Source organism: Paenibacillus koleovorans NBRC 103111, from assembly GCF_004000845.1.
Lineage (GTDB): Bacteria > Bacillota > Bacilli > Paenibacillales > NBRC-103111 > Paenibacillus_AA > Paenibacillus_AA koleovorans.
Genome location: NZ_BIMA01000033.1, coordinates 48,791 through 63,964, shown reverse-complemented (window position 1 = coordinate 63,964; position 15,174 = coordinate 48,791). Strand labels below are relative to the sequence as shown.

The 15,174-nt window shown below is 55.1% G+C and carries 14 protein-coding genes; 3 read left to right on the top strand and 11 right to left on the bottom strand.

What is annotated here, in order from left to right; translation table 11 throughout:
• Window positions 1–98: 98 nt before the first annotated feature.
• The 3 genes from PKO02S_RS13305 to PKO02S_RS13295 are packed head-to-tail and all read right to left on the bottom strand — an operon-like array spanning window position 99 to window position 2,846.
• A complete protein-coding gene (locus PKO02S_RS13305) occupies window positions 99–1,547 on the bottom strand; it encodes a sensor histidine kinase (protein WP_127583513.1) in 1,449 nt (482 codons plus the stop codon).
• Entirely contained in the window at window positions 1,540–2,298 is a 759-nt protein-coding gene (locus PKO02S_RS13300; RefSeq protein WP_127583511.1) for a response regulator transcription factor, read from the bottom strand. Before PKO02S_RS13300 ends, PKO02S_RS13305 begins: the two co-directional genes overlap by 8 nt.
• On the bottom strand, window positions 2,295–2,846 hold the full coding sequence (locus PKO02S_RS13295; protein ID WP_127583509.1) for a DUF309 domain-containing protein: 552 nt from the start codon (window positions 2,844–2,846) through the stop codon (window positions 2,295–2,297). The genes PKO02S_RS13300 and PKO02S_RS13295 overlap by 4 nt, the downstream gene beginning before the upstream one ends.
• 146 nt (window positions 2,847–2,992) lie before the next feature.
• On the opposite strand from PKO02S_RS13295, the gene PKO02S_RS13290 reads away from it, so the two are divergent.
• The 3 genes from PKO02S_RS13290 to PKO02S_RS13280 all read left to right on the top strand — a co-directional run bounded on the left by PKO02S_RS13290 (window position 2,993) and on the right by PKO02S_RS13280 (window position 5,740).
• On the top strand, window positions 2,993–3,409 hold the full coding sequence (locus tag PKO02S_RS13290) for a preprotein translocase subunit Tim44 (RefSeq protein ID WP_127583507.1): 417 nt from the start codon (window positions 2,993–2,995) through the stop codon (window positions 3,407–3,409).
• The gene (locus PKO02S_RS13285; protein ID WP_127583505.1) at window positions 3,406–3,681 is read left to right on the top strand and encodes a DUF2653 family protein; all 276 of its coding nucleotides are present in this window, start codon (window positions 3,406–3,408) and stop codon (window positions 3,679–3,681) included. Before PKO02S_RS13290 ends, PKO02S_RS13285 begins: the two co-directional genes overlap by 4 nt.
• 157 nt (window positions 3,682–3,838) lie before the next feature.
• Window positions 3,839–5,740 carry a glycosyl hydrolase family 18 protein gene (locus PKO02S_RS13280; protein WP_127583503.1) on the top strand — a complete coding sequence of 634 codons (1,902 nt, stop codon included), beginning with the start codon at window positions 3,839–3,841 and terminating at the stop codon, window positions 5,738–5,740.
• A 245-nt stretch (window positions 5,741–5,985) separates the two neighbouring features.
• Here the strand turns inward: PKO02S_RS13280 and PKO02S_RS13275 are convergent, their stop codons facing one another.
• The 8 genes from PKO02S_RS13275 to PKO02S_RS13240 all read right to left on the bottom strand — a co-directional run bounded on the left by PKO02S_RS13275 (window position 5,986) and on the right by PKO02S_RS13240 (window position 15,169).
• On the bottom strand, window positions 5,986–6,138 hold the full coding sequence (locus tag PKO02S_RS13275; RefSeq protein WP_127583501.1) for a DUF255 domain-containing protein: 153 nt from the start codon (window positions 6,136–6,138) through the stop codon (window positions 5,986–5,988).
• Window positions 6,135–6,428 (bottom strand): transposase, encoded by a 294-nt coding sequence (locus tag PKO02S_RS13270; RefSeq protein ID WP_373865210.1) that lies wholly within the window; start codon window positions 6,426–6,428, stop codon window positions 6,135–6,137. The genes PKO02S_RS13275 and PKO02S_RS13270 overlap by 4 nt, the downstream gene beginning before the upstream one ends.
• Window positions 6,429–6,908: 480 nt before the next feature.
• The gene (locus tag PKO02S_RS13265) at window positions 6,909–8,396 is read right to left on the bottom strand and encodes a sulfatase-like hydrolase/transferase (RefSeq protein ID WP_127583499.1); all 1,488 of its coding nucleotides are present in this window, start codon (window positions 8,394–8,396) and stop codon (window positions 6,909–6,911) included.
• Between the two features lie 36 nt (window positions 8,397–8,432).
• Window positions 8,433–9,278, bottom strand: a complete 846-nt coding sequence (locus tag PKO02S_RS13260) for a creatininase family protein (RefSeq protein ID WP_164821435.1) — start codon at window positions 9,276–9,278, stop codon at window positions 8,433–8,435.
• Between the two features lie 18 nt (window positions 9,279–9,296).
• Complete coding sequence (locus PKO02S_RS13255) at window positions 9,297–10,436, bottom strand: mandelate racemase/muconate lactonizing enzyme family protein (protein ID WP_127583495.1); 1,140 nt, start codon at window positions 10,434–10,436, stop codon at window positions 9,297–9,299.
• Window positions 10,437–10,677: 241 nt separating this feature from the next.
• Window positions 10,678–12,102, bottom strand: coding sequence for an arylsulfatase (locus PKO02S_RS13250; RefSeq protein ID WP_127583493.1), 1,425 nt, complete (start codon window positions 12,100–12,102; stop codon window positions 10,678–10,680).
• Between the two features lie 237 nt (window positions 12,103–12,339).
• A complete protein-coding gene (locus PKO02S_RS13245; RefSeq protein ID WP_127583491.1) occupies window positions 12,340–13,587 on the bottom strand; it encodes a hypothetical protein in 1,248 nt (415 codons plus the stop codon).
• A gap of 154 nt (window positions 13,588–13,741) precedes the next feature.
• Complete coding sequence (locus tag PKO02S_RS13240) at window positions 13,742–15,169, bottom strand: aldehyde dehydrogenase family protein (protein WP_127583489.1); 1,428 nt, start codon at window positions 15,167–15,169, stop codon at window positions 13,742–13,744.
• Window positions 15,170–15,174 lie beyond the last annotated feature (5 nt).

The following is a 15,174-nucleotide window of genomic DNA, read 5'->3' as shown; positions in this document are numbered from 1 at the left end:
AGACACCGTTGCTGCGAGGCGGCTCCACGGCTGCTGATTTCTTATCCGTTGAAAAAACCACCAGGGAGAGTCTCTCTGATGGTTGCGTGGTGTACGTGTTAAGCCGCTTCCTCATCCCGATACAGAGGGAAGGTGACCCGAAACTCGGTGCCATGGCCGACCGAGCTCGACACATCGATATAGCCCTTCAGGCCGGTGACGAGATGTTTGACGATCGTGAGCCCGAGCCCGGTGCCGTCGGTCCGTTCGCCGCGGGAGCGATCCGCCTTGAAGAAGCGGTCCCAGATACGCTGCATCTCGTCCTCCGACATGCCGATGCCCGTATCCCGAATCGTGAGCCGGAACTGATCGACGGTCGACTCCATAATGACATCGATCCGCCCCGCCTGCGGCGTAAACTGGATGGCGTTGTAGAGCAAGTTCTGCACGATCTGCGCGTATCGGTCCGGATCGAGCAGGCAAATGATCGGCGGCTCCGACGGATGCGGCAGCCGGACATGGATGGCCAGCTGCTTGCTCTGGAACGAGGGCAGCAGCCAATCGAGCACCTCCTCCGTGCGCTGCGTCACGTCCAGCGGGACGGCGCGGAACACGTCGGAGCCGTTCTGGATGCGCGCCAGATCAAGCAGATCGGTGACGAGCCGCTGCAGCCGTTGCACTTCATAGTCACATATCTGCAAGTAATGCGGATACCGCTCCGCCGGAATGACGCCGTCGTTCATCGCCACGATGAATCCGCGCAGCGTCGTCAGGGGGGAGCGCAGCTCGTGCGAGACGTTCGCGAGAAAATCCTTGCGCGAATCTTCCCATTGCTCGAGCTGATCGACCATGAAGTTGAAGCTGCTGGCGAGCTGCCCGATCTCGTCGCCCGAAATGATCTGCACGCGTTTGCTGAAGTCGCCCTCCGCCATCGCCAGCGCCGTCGCGTTCATCTGCCTCAGCGGCCCGGCGAGCCGGCGGGACAGCGTGAACAGGATGACGCCGACGGCAAGCAGCGAGAACATAAGCGGCACGACGATGTTCCAGCGCACCGCCTGCACCGCCTCGCTGATCTCCTCGGCCGGGGTATGCAGGAACAGCACAGCCGGGCTGTCGTTCAAGTTGATCAGCGAGTAATAGGTCAGCACATGCTCGTTCGTTTTGGCGCCTTGGGCGATAACGGCGGTCGAATAGCCGGACTTGCCGCGCATCGCTTCCAGGAACAAGGTGTCCATCGTTTTCGGGATGAGCATCCCTTCGCGCTCCAGCGAGCTATACAGTATCGTTCCCTTCTGGTCGACGATCCACACTTGGCCGTTGAAGCTGCGGCCGAGAATGCGCAGTCCGAGACGAAGCTCGCGAATGGAGATGACCCCCTCCTGCAGCGGAGTAAGCAGCTTGTCAACCTCGGCGGCGCGGGCTTGCAGCAACTCTTTTTTCTCCTTATAGAACAGATCCGAGAAATAGAAGTTCCAGAACACGGCGAGGGCGACGAATAACAGCACGCATGTAGCAAGAAAAGAGAGAAATAATTTCAAATACAAGCTTCGCTTCAGCCGCTCAACCATGAGCCTTCACCTCGAAGGAGTAGCCGACTCCCCACAGCGTCTCGATGCTCCAGCCTCTATGAAGGCCAAGCTTCTTCCGCAAATTTTTCACATGGGCGTCCACTGTCCGCGTGCCTCCGCTAAAGTCGAACTTCCACACATGCAGCAGCAAATCTTCGCGGGTGTACACCCGGTTCGGGTTCGTCGCCAAAAAATAAAGCAGCTCGATTTCCTTCGGCGTCAAGTCGATCCGCTGCCCTTCGATCGTCACCTTGTAGCGCTGCAAATCGATCGAGAGCTCGCCGATGTCCAGCACCCTGGGCTTGCTGCTGCCAGAAGCCTCCCGCGGGTCGTCGGACGAGCGGCCGCCGCCGGCATTCGAAGCTCGCCGCAGCACCGCCTTGATCCGGGCGATCAGCTCGTTCGGGTCGAACGGCTTGACGATGTAATCGTCCACTCCGAGATTGAACCCGCGCAGCTTGTCCATCGGCTCGCCCTTCGCCGTCAGGAAAATGATCGGCACTTGGCCGGTCGGCCCTTCCATGCTGCGAATGCGAGAGATCAGCTCGAAGCCGGAGCCGTCGGGCAGCATCACATCCAGGATCAGGAGCGACGGCGAGAGCGATCCGCTCAAGTACGACATCGTCTCCTCGCAATTGTGGATGATGACGGCCTCGTAATTGGCATGCTCCAGATACAACCGGATCACTTCGGTAATATGCGGTTCATCGTCCACGACGACGATCGGATTCAGCTTCGTTCCGATACTCATCTCGAACTTCCCCTTTGCCTCATCTGTCTTCTCCGCTCCGCTTCCGCCGCACGAGCGGCGATGACGTCCGAACGGTCCCGGCGAGTATGCCGATGAATGAGCTCCTCGTTCTCGAGTTGGCTGGGCGCTCCCCAGATCAACCCTTGCTCGGAGCAAACGGTGAGACATTTCCGCAGCAGCTCCGGATCGGCGATCGTCAAATTCAAATCCAGGAATCGTTCTCCAATCGTTACCCCGGCCTCTACTAGCTGGCGGCGCTCCATTACCGAGCGGAATGTTGCTTCCGCTTTCAGTCCCAGCTCCGCCATATGTTGGGCGTTCAGATTGAGCTCGGCGCTTTTCAGCATTTTCACCGCACCTCTCCGATTGCCCCGACGCTCATGATACAACCCGACCGCCACTTGAATAAGCCCGACCCAAGTGCGACTCTTCGGATCTTCCGGGTGCGCCTTCCAATATTCCTCGAGAAGCTCATGGCATTCGAACCAATCCCGGTCGCCGTGAAAATGCACCAGGTATTGTATGTATGGTTCCGGGTAAAGGGTCATGCGAAACTCCTTCTATACCAATGATCCTAATTTTTTTCTCATTATAGCACATAATTAGTTATAAAAAATGAAACCGTGGATCAGGATATGCGTAGTAAGAGTAGCACCAAAAATATATTTGCACCTAAATGGAGGGTAACAGAACGATGAAAAAACTATTGCTGATCTTGATGGCTTGCCTCGTGGTCGTCTCCTTCAGCGCACCGAGCTCGGTGGAGGCAGCTAAGAAAAGCTACAAAGCTCCTAGCAAATCCTACTCGCCTACCAAGCCTTCCAAGGACAGCGGCGTTACGAAGACGAACCCGACGAACACGGCGGGTACGGGTGCGGCAACGACGAACCGCGGCTTTTTCAGCGGCGGAAGCTTGATGAAGGGCTTGATGATCGGCGGATTGGCCGGTATGCTGTTCGGCGGCATGTTCGGCGGCATGGGCTTCTTCGGCGATATGCTCGGCATGCTGGTGAATGTTCTGGCGATTATCGCCTTGATTATGGTCATTCGCGCCGTCTTCGCCTACTTTAAGAGACGCAATGAGCCGCCCAAGAAGAGGTTTCAGGAATGAGGCTTAGCGAACAGGAGATCGTGAATGCCATCTGCATGCACATCGCCGAACGCAAGCAGATTTCCCCGACTCAGGTTCATGTAGAGCTGATGTGGGACGAGGAACTGGGATACTCCGCGGAGGTTGTGGCCGAAGGCCGCAATCAAGTGCTGATCGAGGCCAATATGCTGGAGGCGATCGAGCGCTACGTGCTGAAGCAGTACGACCAGCGCGTCTACCGCAGCCAGATTCGACTGGACATCGAAGACGAGATGTTCGCCGACATTGTCTGATATATGTTTCAGGAAGGCACCCGCGAGGGTGTCTTTCTTTTTTCTCCATCCTCCCTCTCCAGCTCTGCTTGGCCCAAACTGTAACATTTGCCATCGCAACTATTTGCCGCCCCGTACGTTATAATTTAATAGAGTCCTAGAAGAAAGAGGAGTGATCATGAGAAGAAGCAGGACCCTTGTAGCCCTCCTGTTGTCGCTCGTCCTGCTAATCCCCGCCACGGTATCCGCAGACGATCTGACGACGAAGTACAGGGTGTACCAGAACGACGTCGCGCTGAACGAGTACTCGAACCTGCAGCAAGCGATTCAATACGCGCAATGGTTCAACAACAGCTATGTGGAGGAAATCGGTAGCCGCCGCTGGGTGTGGAGCAATTTCCCTCGCTATCGAATCTATCAGAAAGATACGACGCGGCTGGGTTGGGAGTTTGCCAGTCTCGACGCCGCGATCGCCGAAGCGAAGAAATGGGACCATACGAGCGTCCGCGATCTCCAAGGAACCGGCTGGGTGTGGAACAATTATCCGCGCTACCGCTTGATGCAAGGCGAGATTACGCTCGACAGCTGGGAATTCGCCACGCTGCAAGAAGCGACCTGGCTGGCGCCTTACTACACCGGTCTGCATGTCATCGATATGACGACTAACCGCTGGGTATGGGACAACATCGCCCCGGCTGAGAAAGTGAACCTCCGCGCAGGCGCGGTGCAATATCGGGTGTTCCAAGATACATATACGCAGCCCGATTGGCAATTCGCTTATTTGGAAGATGCGGTTAATGAAGCTCTGAGATGGGAAAATTCCCGCGTGGAGCGGATCGACAACAAAAAGACCGTGTACGCCAACGCCAAAACGGTGAAAGTGTACCAAAGCGGCAGGCTCGTGAACGAATTCGTCAACATGGACGATGCGATCGCCTGGTCCCAATGGTTCTTGTTCATCTCGATCAAAGTAGACGGCAAAGAAATATGGAATAATTATGGCTTCTACCGCGTCTACCAGAACGAGAATTATGTGAGTGAGCACAAATCGTTGCCGGATGCTCTCTACTATGCCTCTCATTATACGCAAGCCTCGGTACGCACGTATGACGGACAGAAGCTGTGGAACAACTACCGCAAGCTGCAGTTCTGGGGCTGGAACGGGTCCTCCGCGATGAGCACGATCCAGGCGCAGGTGAACAATACGACGGGCCTCGACGTAGACTCTCCGACTTGGTTCCAGTTGGCCGATGCCGAAGGCAACCTGAAGGATACGTCCAGCGTAGAAACGGTCAACTGGCTGAAAAGCCGCGGCTACGCCGTCCATCCGCTCGTCAGCAATCAATTCGATGCTGCGCTCACCTCACAGTTCCTGACCAATCCGGCGGCGCAGACGAAGTTTATCAATGCGCTTGTGAACCGCTCCGTGCAGCTTGGGGTACACGGCATCAACATCGATTTCGAGAACATCGCCGGCAAAGACCGCGCGGCCTTGTCGACGTTCGTCACTAACCTGTCCTCTGCGGCGCGTGCGAAAGGGCTGATCGTCTCAATCGATCTGCCGCGGGGCAGCATCAAGTGGAACCATCTGTCGGCATTCGATCATCAGAAGCTCGCCGGCGTGGTAGATTACATCATCACGATGGCGTATGATCAGCACTATTCCGGCAGCCCGGTGGCGGGCTCCGTATCGGGCCTGCAATGGGCCGAGGAAGGCGTGCAGGAGTTTCTGAGCTACGGCATTCCGCGCGAGAAGCTGATTCTCGGCATCCCGTATTATGTGCGGGAGTGGAAAATCGACGCAAGCGGCGCGCTGGTCAGCAATCGCGCCATCTTTATGAAGGATATCCCGGCGCTCATCGCCTCGAAGAAAGCGACGACCCAATGGGACGCGTCGTTCAACCAGTACCGGATCGACTATTACGAAGGCGAATATCGGTACGTGCTCTGGCTCGAGAACGAGGATACGGTCAAGGCTCGGCTGGTGCTGGCCAAGAAGTACGACCTCGCCGGCGTCGCCGCCTGGCGCCTCGGGTACGAGTCGGCCGATATGTGGAAGACGATGCTGCAGTACAAGTAAGGAAAAGAGAACCACCCAGCCGATAAAAGGGTCTGGGTGGTTTTTTTGTGCTGCCAAAAGTGCAGCTAATGTTCCCCGAAAAACCGAAGCTGACCGGTATTTGCAGAAAGTGCAGCTAATTTCCCACGAAAAGCCGAAGCTTGGGGAAATGTAGTGAATTAGCTGCAGTTTACGCATCTATTAGTGGATATCGGCCCTCTAGGGCTGAAATAGATGCACTTTTTGCATTTGGGTTCTGCTGCTAGCTAATAGGCCAGATCCAGTTGCTCCACCCGCTCCCGATCCTCAGCCCACTTGGCCGCAATCGGCGGCAAGATGTCCGTCATCCCATATTGACCATGTTTGCGATGCTGGGGATAATACGTGCCGGCGAAGAATGGCTTCTTATCCGGCGTCATGAGGTGTTGTAGGAACGGTAAGCGTCACAGCTGATCGTTGCGCCCGGCTCGATACTGCGCTGAGCAATGTCGATTATCGTTTCCCTTTTACATTGGGGATCACTTGCAATTTGAACGAATTGCGGTACACCTTGCTTATTCAACGAAACACTGACTAGCACCGGTGTTTGATCGGTACCGCGACCACGCTTGCCGCCATAATAATGTAGGGAATACCTGTCACAACTTGCAGCGAGTCCATCGATTGTCGATAGTGTCGTAACATCATTTGTTTGTGTATCAAACGTCATGTCGCCGTCATCATCGCATTAATATGTAGAGCTCCTGCTTGACCAAATCCGCCTCTTACCGCAGCAACAGCTCGACATAGCGCTGCGAGGTATTCGCAAGGCAACACACTCGGAATATCGATACACACTTCGCCGTTCGGGTCGTACTGCGTCTGCAGTTCATCAAGCTGATTCCAGTTATCCGGACAATTCCGACATCTGAACGCGTCACCGATTCGAACCTGAGTTGAATGTCAGAAGAGCAATAATCGAGCCCTGGCATCAAAACGTACTTCTGGCAAGCCCGGACGAATTCTGCTACCACATCGATTGTGTTTCCCTGCCGATTAGGGCTGGTCGAGTAGTCGTCAGTCTACTACTCAACCCCCTTCCCCCACAGATCCGTATGCCCAATTAAGGCATTCGGATCCTCCTGTAATCGTTACAGATTTGCAATGACTAGCCATAATATTTATAGAAAGAGATTAATTTTGTCATACACTATCGCAATCCCCTCTGAATGAGCAGGTCCCGATTTTTTAAGACGCCGCAATTCGGATGGACCGGTAGTAAGTCGAAAGGTTGGTCAGGTTGCCCTGTAAGCGCTCCTTCTACTACCCATTGCAAATCATGGCCATAGAGCCGCGACATTAGCCTGTCCGTCAAATCCCTGATCACTTCCTTGTATGAAGAATCATTTGCAAGATCGTTCAACTCCAGAGGATCTTCTTGCAGGTCGAACAATTGGATCCGGTTGCCCAAGGCATAATAAACCAGTTTGTAGCGTTCCGTACGAATCATGCGGGTAGCGCGGTTGTCTTCCCAGAGCTCACCGTAAACTTCATCCCGCCGATTCTGCCGATTGGCCAGTGAGAATCCTTCCACCGAGTCCGGGATGTCCAGACCGCACATCTCCAGCAGTGTGGGCATGATGTCCCGCAACTCGACCAAGCGGTCGTCTGTTGCGTTGAATCCGAACGTCGTATCCTCCAGTGTAGGAACGATGAGCAGCGGCACCCGGCAAGACGGTTCGTAAAATACATTCTTGGCCCAAAGTCCATGACGCCCCAGCATGTCTCCATGATCCGATACAAAGGCGATGATTGTATTGTCCAGCAACTTTTCCTCGCGCAGCGTGCCGATGATCAAGCGGATGGCATGGTCGATCTGCGTACACGAAGCATAGAAGCCCCTTAACGCATCTCGAATCGACTTGTCTGTCCGAAGGTCGTACAGGCTGCTGTAGTATTTCAAGGCATAAGGCAAATCCTCGAACTGCCTGGCCCACTCTCCGATAGCGGGCAGTTCCGGCTCGGCGTCACGGTACATATCGAGAAACACCTGAGGAGGCACTAGCGGCGGATGGGGTGCTGAAAATCCGCAATACCAGAATGCCGGTCTGCCCGGATCGAGCCGCAGGATCTGCTCGCATGTCTGGGCGACTGTCCAGAAGGTGGGGTGCAGTTCTTCCGGCAAATGCCAGGGCCTGACGAGATAATTGTTGTTGGACATGCCGTGGGCGTAGTCCATTCCGGCATGCCCTGCGCGATTGATAAACCGGGTGTAGTCGTCCTCCCGCATCTCGTACGGAAAGTTCACCTTGCGTCCTTCCTCGTTCAGGATCACGTCATCAAAGCCTATACGGGAGCGCTGAGGGTAGACGTGCAACTTGCCGGCTGCGAAGGCTTGGTATCCCTGATCGCGAAACGCCTGGGGCATGGACGTAACTAGAGGCATCTCCAACTGTTCTTGAAACGACCGATCCCCATGGGTTCTAGCGCTGAGACCCGTCATGAGCTCCCGACGGGCAGGAATACATACGGGCGTAGGGCTGTAGGCCCGGGAGAAACGGACGCCGCATCTCGCCAAAGCGTCCAAGGTCGGCGTCTTCACCTCTTCATGGCCTTCACAGCCCAAGAGGTTTCCCGGCCAGTGATCTACCGTAATCAACAACACATTCGGTTTCGAACACATTTCGGTATTGTTCATCTCGTCCTCCCCATATTCCCGAAGCCGTCAGGCTAGTCAGAATCCCAACAATGATTCCAAATCCACATCGACCGGCTGTTCATGCTGGTCACGCCGCGGATAGTCCGGTCTTGCCTTAAACTCGATTACGAGTCGGGCCAATCGTTCGACCTCGGTCTCGTACAAAATCTTCCCCTTTTCCTTCGTTGACACCTTGGCGGCCCCCGACACACCGGATTCCGTCACGCTGGACGTCCATGGGGTATAGAGCACCGGCGACTTTTTCTGAATATCGCTCCAGATAAATTCCGTCTTCGGATGAATTTCGTCCTGGAGCTTGTCTTTCCGGACTTCCTGCTCCGCCAGATGAAGATACATCGAAGTTTCCCATTCGCAAGCATGCGCCATGCCGCCGATTTCTGATTCTCGAATTTCCCCGGCGACATCCGTTGCTAGATTTGTATGAATCAAGGCCATACACTGCGTCTTCCCTTTCGTTTCCAATATCGTCTGCCTGGCAGCGATATCGAGAAATGGCATGTTCGACCCGTGGCCATTTACTAATATGATTCGTCTAAACCCATGGTAAGCAAGACTTTTGGTCACCGACAGCACATACTGTATAAAGGTACTTCCGTTGACTGTTATCTGACCCGGGAAGTCCATGACGTGAGTATTGAAGCCGTAATTGACATTCGGCATGACTAACACCTGGTCGGGAATCTTCTCTGCCGCACCAAGACATACTTGACGGGCCAAGAAATTGTCCACTTCCATGGGCAGATGTCTTCCATGTTGTTCGGTCGAGCCAATTGGAATCAGAATTACGCGGTTCTCCCGTATGGCAACATTAATCTCTTCCCAAGTCAGCTTCTCATACAAATAACTCGTCACCGCTACCATAGCCAATCCCTCCATTTTTCATCTGTCGCAACGATATTTTTCCAAAGCTTCTTCATTCAGTTCTATCCCTAAGCCAGGTTTATCGGTTATCTTCGCATACCCATCGACGACCGAAACATCACTTTGCAGTAGTTCCTGTCGAATAGGGGTTTCCGCAACGCAGTATTCAAGCAATGAACCATTCGGAATAGCGGTGACCAAATGCAGGGAGGCGGCCACGACGATGCCGCTGCTCCAAGCGTGGGGGACGCAGGTTACGTGATGAGCTTGTGCGAATTGCGCGATTTTTTTGGCTTCTGTCAATCCGCCGCAACGGGTCACATCCGGCTGTACAACGTCCACACCTCCTTTTTCAATCAACTCCCGAAAGCCAAAGAAGGTGGTTTCGTTCTCTCCGCCGGCTATGCGGATATGAGTTGAATCTGCCAATTTACGGTAACCGTCATAGTCGTCAGGATACAGGGGTTCCTCGATCCAGTAGGGTTGATAAGGCTCGAGTTCCTTGATGAGCTGCCGACGGGAGGCTGCGTCGATCGGATGATCGTCGGATGGAATGAATCCCAGATCGAACAGCAGGTCCACGCTCGAACCTGCCGCAGCGCGCGAAGCCTTGACCAGTTCGACAATCTCCCGATTGCCCTGCTCGAATCCGCCCCATCCAAGTTTTATCGCGGTGTAGCCATGGTCAACCCACTTCTTGGTTTCGGCATAAGCTTCCTCCGGCGTATATGGCATTAGTGTACTTGCATACGCTCTCACCTTGTCACGTTGTGCTCCGCCCAATAATTGGTATATAGGTTTGTTTAAAGCCTTGCCCACAATATCCCAAAGCGCGATGTCGAGCCCGCTCATGGCGTGAATGACAACTCCTCTTCTTCCATAAAAAGTGCTGCCGACATACATTTTGTTCCAGATAGCTTCAATATCGAACGGGTTCTCGCCAATAATCATTTCGCCAAGTCCCTGGCAGATTCGATGCGACGAAGGCGATTCGATGATCGATTTGACCACCCAAGGCGCCGAATCGACTTCACCGTATCCCGTAATGCCTTCATCTGTATATACCTTGATAATGATCCCGTCTTGTGCGCTGTCGTTGATCAAAGCGATATTCGTTTTCTGACGGACTGGGATAGCCTCAACTTTGGTAATTTTCATCGTATAGTTTCTCCTCATTAGCTTGTTAGGTTAAATATAACCGGATAAGGCTGTCCTGCGACCAACCAACCGTCTATGACAAATCCTTCTGGCCTGACGGCTATTTCACGCACCATGCGTTCGCGCCATACCGCACTGCAATCTTTCCTGTCAAAGTTCTCTATGAGATCGGTACACTCGCACACCATAAGGATAGAGGGAAACTGCCTTCTGCTTCCAGCGGAACCCGGAGTGCCTCCTTTCAAATTTGAGAAGAAGGCATAACCGGAAGGTACGGTCGGCCGGGAATCAGCTGACTACCGTCGCTGAACCCTTCCGGCCGATCCTTCAGCTCCTCGATAAGTAGACGGCGCCAATGAGCGATTCGTTCTCCCAATTCCGCTTGACCTATCAGATTCCTGCACTCCGACGGATCCACCGCGAGATCAAAAAATTGCTCATTGCCATCCCATGAAAACCAGATATACTTCTCTTTTCCGTTCGTCAATGCGTGAAAGGTCAGTTCCCTCTCAATGACTCCCTCGCTATGCTCGATATGAAGATGAGATCGCCAATGAATGCGCTCACCGTGAAGCAGAGGCAGCAAACTGCGTCCTTCGACCGAACCGGGAATGTCCAACCCGACCATTTCCAGGATTGTCGGCATAATATCTTCCAGGCATACGGGTTTATCAATGACCGTTCCCGGACGAATTCCGTACGCTTCCGGCGCCTGGATCAGCAGCGGCACCCGTGCCGACGACTCATAAGGCAAACTTTTCTTCCATAAGTGATGATCCCCCAGCATCTCCCCGTGATCGCTTGTAAAGATGACAATGGTGTTCTTCAAATCTACTTCTTTGCCGTGCGGATAAAGAAATCGCCGGATCTGGTCATCGATATGGTTGATCAGCCCGTAGTAAGCGGCCCGAGCCGAATGCAATGCTTCTCCCCTCAGATCGACCCTTGTCGCTGAGGCTCCCATTCCCTTGCCCCCGTTCACAGGACGAACGGCCCAGTCGCCGATAGCCGGCTCCAGGAGTGTCTGCCGCAAATACCGGTCCAGGTAAAAAGCCGGCGGAATCAGCGGCGGATGTGGAGCCAGGAAGGAAACCGTCAGGAAATAGGGACAAGACGGATCTCGATTCTGCAGGAATCGCATGGCTTCGTTTACGGTCCAGTTCGTTTGATGGAGCGCTTCGTCATAGGGCCAGGATCGAGCCGTCCAATCAATATTCATGATACCCGAACTGTAGTAGTCGCCTGCCCCCTGATAACTGTCAACCGGCAAGTGGCTTCTCAGCCAGCGGCTGTAGTCGGGACCGCCCAATACCATATGATCATAACCGTAGCGTTTGCGCTCCGGATGCTGGTGCATGCTGCGTCCGGCCAAATATGTCTGGTAGCCGGCGTTTCTTAACATAGTTGGAAAGCTGTCCTGTGCATCCCATTCCGAAACGCCATCCCGATACCCTACCATGCCATGTGTCGAAGGAAATTGTCCGCTCAGGAGAGAGCGGCGGGCCGGTATGCAAACAGGACACGTTGAATAACATTTGGCAAAGCGTGCCCCTTGACCGGCGATACTATCCATGTTTGGCGTCAACAACACAGGATGATCTTCAATGCCCAAACAATCCCCACGCTGCTGATCAGTCATAATAAGAATAATGTTTGGTCGCTTCATGGCGCACCTCACGAATAAAGTATGGATTCCTCACGCTAGTAGGGAGTTAAATTGTTATTCTGATGATGCTCACGCAAATTCGCATTTTTCGGTAAGACAAGAGCATCGAACATAGCAGAAAAATCGATCAATTCGATCAAAGCGCCCCTGCCCCTGGATTAACCGGATTCGACCGAGGCAGCTTGAAAACGAATAAATCGGCGTGAACGCGGAAGGATTGTCCGAATGTCCCATACATCACCTCGCCCCTGGTCGGGGTTCAAGATCGCCAGATGAGGAAACTTGCTCACCCTCTTCTCCTTCCCCGCAATCCTGATGATAAAGCCGCTCCAGCAGCCGCGCTGCAGCGGTCTGGAACGGGGACGTCGCTTCAGCCGTGTATGGTGTGACATTCATCTCATACCCCCCCAACTGATCTTCGAATGCTTCCCGGGTGGGGAGATAACCATCGTAACCATTCGCGATTCCCGACATAATCGTCAGCTTGAAAGGTGATACCGCCTGGATTGGAGCCTTATGTCCGTTGAAAACTTCCAGTGACGCGGAGAGAAGCGCCGCTTCCCCGAGCCGTATGCCCATCAAGGTCACGTCCTTGTGATCCACGTGAAATCCGGGCTTGGTCGGCAAGGTCAATGATTCCTTGAAAGCAACAAGCGGCGCCGCATCGATCGGATGCAATTGCCGCAAGCTGTCCCGTATATCGCTCAGGAGCAGCTTGCCCAGGCTCTGCACCAGGAAGTAGGTATCCCCAACTTCCCCGCCCTTGGGTCCTCCAGCCAGCGGCCCCACATCACCGGAGAAGCCTTGGAAGAACAACGCGACGAAAGAATCGCCCAATTCCTCCTCCCAACGCTTGACCGCATTCCCTACAACATCAGCTGTCACCCGGTCCGCGATGTTCCAAAGCACGGTCGGATGCACGGCCGCAGTTACAATGGCGCCCAGGAGGCGACCATTCGAGGATTCTAGAACCAGCACATCCATCGTTCGGTCCAAGGGAAGTGTAAAGTTTGGCTTGAGGTCTGGTCTGCGGTTCACCGCGATGGAGCAGGTTCCAGTCCCATGCATGACCGACACGGGTTGAAGGCGGCCGCAAATTCGTTTAATCTCTTCCGTGATTCGTGAAACGTACTTGTCCGAGAAATAGGCTGGGGCTCCATGTGTATGGGTGGCATACAGACTGACATGCATCTCATCGGTTCCCGCAACGGAGGCCCAATTCCGGACCGTGCCGTAAGGGAATGTATAATTCGGCGATCCATTGCCCGATGGATCCGGCGCCTCATTTGCTGAACAGGAATCCACATTAACAATCAGCACCCGGCGGTCGCCGTCGTCCAGCAGCAATACTCTGGCGTAAATCCGATCCAAGATGCCAGTCGCCACATCCACAGCAAAATCCCGGCTGGGGTATCCCCTCAGCTTCACATTCTCTTCAGGCGTAATGTCCACTTTGCCGAATGCTGCCAGTAATTTTCGTTTCACTGAAGCTTCACCCCCAAATTTTAGATTCATCATGTCCTCCGCTGCACAACGAAAGCCTTCATTGCCAATGTGCGAACAAACTTTTCTCTCGATTTTTTTGAACCCCCCCTAATAATCGCCACTCCGGAAGCGTTACATCGCTCTTCTCTCACCCTTACCTCTGGCGATTGATGACAACGAGCTTCAGCTCCATCATGTCCTGCATCGCGAATCGGATCCCTTCGCGTCCGATCCCGCTCTCCTTCACGCCGCCATACGGCATCTGGTCGACCCGAAAGGTCGGAATGTCATTGATCATGACACCGCCTACGTGCAGACGGCTTGCAGCATCCATCGCCGTCTCGATGTCGTTCGTATAGATGCCGGCCTGAAGGCCGAAGCGCGAATCATTCACCGCGGCGATCGCTTCGTCGATATTCTTCACCCGGTTGATGTGCACGATCGGGGCAAACACCTCCTGGCAGCTCACTTTCATCGAAGCGTCCACATCCAGCAGCACGGTCGGCTGCACGAGGCTGCCGGTCCGCCCACCGCCGCAGGCGATCGTCGCGCCGCTCGCCTCCGCCTCGCGGATCCACTCTACGGTCCTAATCGCGTCCCGCTCCGTGATAAGCGCCGAGATGTCAGTCGACTCCTCGAGCGGGTCGCCGAGCCGGAGCCGTTGCGTCCGCTCCACGAACAGCCGGACGAACGGTTCGTAGACCGCCTCGTGCACGTAGATGCGCTGCAACGAGATGCACACTTGCCCTTGGAACGAGAACGCGCCGGTGATACAGCGGTCGACGATCCGGTCTACGGCCGCGTTGCGGTCGATGATGAGCGCCGAGTTTGAGCCAAGCTCGAGCGTGACTCGCTTCAGGCCGGCCTTCGCCCGAATCGCCGCTCCGACCTCGGGGCTGCCGGTGAACGTCACCTTCTTCACTCGCGGGTCGGTGACAAGCTGCTCTCCGACGGCGCCGCCGCGCCCGGTGACGATGTTGAGTGCGCCGGCCGGCAAGCCCGCCTCGTGCAGCAGCTCGGCAATCAGGTAGGCCGAGAGCGGCGTCTGGGTCGCCGGCTTCAGCACGACGGCGTTCCCCGTCGCGATCGCGGGGCCAACCTTGTGGGCGACGAGATTGAGCGGGAAGTTGAACGGCGTGATCGCCCCGATCACCCCGAGCGGCTCATAGATAGTGTAGCCGAACCGACCTTCCCCTCCGGGCGCGGCGTCAAGCGCCAGCGTCTCGCCGTGGATGCGCTTCGCCTCCTCGGCGGAGAACTTGTATGTCTCGATCGTCCGCGCCACCTCGAGCCGCGCGACGGCTATCGGCTTGGCGGCTTCCCTTGCCAAGAGAACCGCCGCTTCTTCGGCGCGCTCGCTCAGCCGCGCGGCGAGCCGCTCCAGGATGGCGGCGCGCCGGTGCGCGGGCATCCGCGCCATCTCCGGCGCGGCTTGCTCAGCCGCGGCGATCGCTCGGTCCATCTCGTCGGCGTCGCCGTCCGGGATGAGCACCAGTTGCTCGCCGGAGTAAGGGCTGTGGAGCGGCCGGTACGCCTTCGCCTCCACCGCCTGCCCGCCGATCCATAAGTGCTTGTGTGTCATGTCAG

Coding starts and splice junctions, on each gene's coding strand:
- PKO02S_RS13275 (WP_127583501.1), bottom strand. CDS start 6,138: ATGACGCCGGATAAGAAGCCATTCTTCGCCGGCACGTATTATCCCCAG.
- PKO02S_RS13250 (WP_127583493.1), bottom strand. CDS start 12,102: ATGAAGCGACCAAACATTATTCTTATTATGACTGATCAGCAGCGTGGG.
- PKO02S_RS13270 (WP_373865210.1), bottom strand. CDS start 6,428: ATGACGTTTGATACACAAACAAATGATGTTACGACACTATCGACAATC.
- PKO02S_RS13255 (WP_127583495.1), bottom strand. CDS start 10,436: ATGAAAATTACCAAAGTTGAGGCTATCCCAGTCCGTCAGAAAACGAAT.
- PKO02S_RS13240 (WP_127583489.1), bottom strand. CDS start 15,169: ATGACACACAAGCACTTATGGATCGGCGGGCAGGCGGTGGAGGCGAAG.
- PKO02S_RS13265 (WP_127583499.1), bottom strand. CDS start 8,396: ATGAACAATACCGAAATGTGTTCGAAACCGAATGTGTTGTTGATTACG.
- PKO02S_RS13305 (WP_127583513.1), bottom strand. CDS start 1,547: ATGGTTGAGCGGCTGAAGCGAAGCTTGTATTTGAAATTATTTCTCTCT.
- PKO02S_RS13290 (WP_127583507.1), top strand. CDS start 2,993: ATGAAAAAACTATTGCTGATCTTGATGGCTTGCCTCGTGGTCGTCTCC.
- PKO02S_RS13260 (WP_164821435.1), bottom strand. CDS start 9,278: ATGGTAGCGGTGACGAGTTATTTGTATGAGAAGCTGACTTGGGAAGAG.
- PKO02S_RS13285 (WP_127583505.1), top strand. CDS start 3,406: ATGAGGCTTAGCGAACAGGAGATCGTGAATGCCATCTGCATGCACATC.
- PKO02S_RS13280 (WP_127583503.1), top strand. CDS start 3,839: ATGAGAAGAAGCAGGACCCTTGTAGCCCTCCTGTTGTCGCTCGTCCTG.
- PKO02S_RS13295 (WP_127583509.1), bottom strand. CDS start 2,846: ATGACCCTTTACCCGGAACCATACATACAATACCTGGTGCATTTTCAC.
- PKO02S_RS13300 (WP_127583511.1), bottom strand. CDS start 2,298: ATGAGTATCGGAACGAAGCTGAATCCGATCGTCGTCGTGGACGATGAA.